The organism is Vibrio rumoiensis 1S-45 (assembly GCF_000286955.2).
GTDB lineage: Bacteria > Pseudomonadota > Gammaproteobacteria > Enterobacterales > Vibrionaceae > Vibrio > Vibrio rumoiensis_A.
The window spans coordinates 1-667 of the sequence record NZ_AJYK02000106.1; the positions used below are offsets into that span (position 1 = coordinate 1).

The window sequence follows — 667 nt, forward strand, 5'->3', positions numbered from 1 at the left end:
CATGTGCGGGGTGACGGTGAGGGGCGGGATAACTCATTTATTGCCCCAAAATTACTCAGGGCAATAGCCTTGACTCGTTAATTATGGATTAGTTGACCTACTTCAGCTAATAGTAAAGAATATACTCAGTTTACTATGGTAAGTTAGACAGAAGTATCTGGCTATTGTTTTAGCTTAGAGGGAAATATGAAAAAACCGATAATACCAGAAGAATTTAAGCATTATTTTGACGACTGGCATTTCTCACCAGCAATTGAATCTGATGGCACGGTATATTTGTCAGGTGTCACTGCGGCTCGCAAAGATAAACAAATAAGTACGAACCCAGAAGAACAGTTTCATGATGCTTTTTATAAGCTTGGAGTCTACCTTAATGCTGCTGGGTTAACTTACGACGATATACTCGAAATGACAACATTCCACATTGACTTAAAGAAACATATAGATGTGTTTTCAAAAGTAAAAGATGAATACGTTAAAAAGCCTTTTCCCGCATGGTCAGCTATTGGGGTGTCAGAATTTATTCCACTAAATGCGCTTGTTGAAATGAGAGTTGTGGCTAGACGTTAGTTTAGTCATGACGAACAACATGATTTTCCTAATGTTAAATAAGCGATTTAGAGCATTAGGTCTAAAACGAATTTGTCCAGAAGCTTGCTAGAGACGA

Annotated in this window: 1 protein-coding gene; it reads left to right on the forward strand. The window is 38.1% G+C overall.

Going from position 1 to position 667, the window contains the following annotated elements; genetic code table 11:
* The first annotated feature begins 186 nt into the window (after nt 1-186).
* Nucleotides 187-570, forward strand: a complete 384-nt coding sequence (locus A1QC_RS14475; RefSeq protein ID WP_017024768.1) for a RidA family protein — start codon at nt 187-189, stop codon at nt 568-570.
* The last annotated feature ends 97 nt before the right edge of the window (nt 571-667 follow it).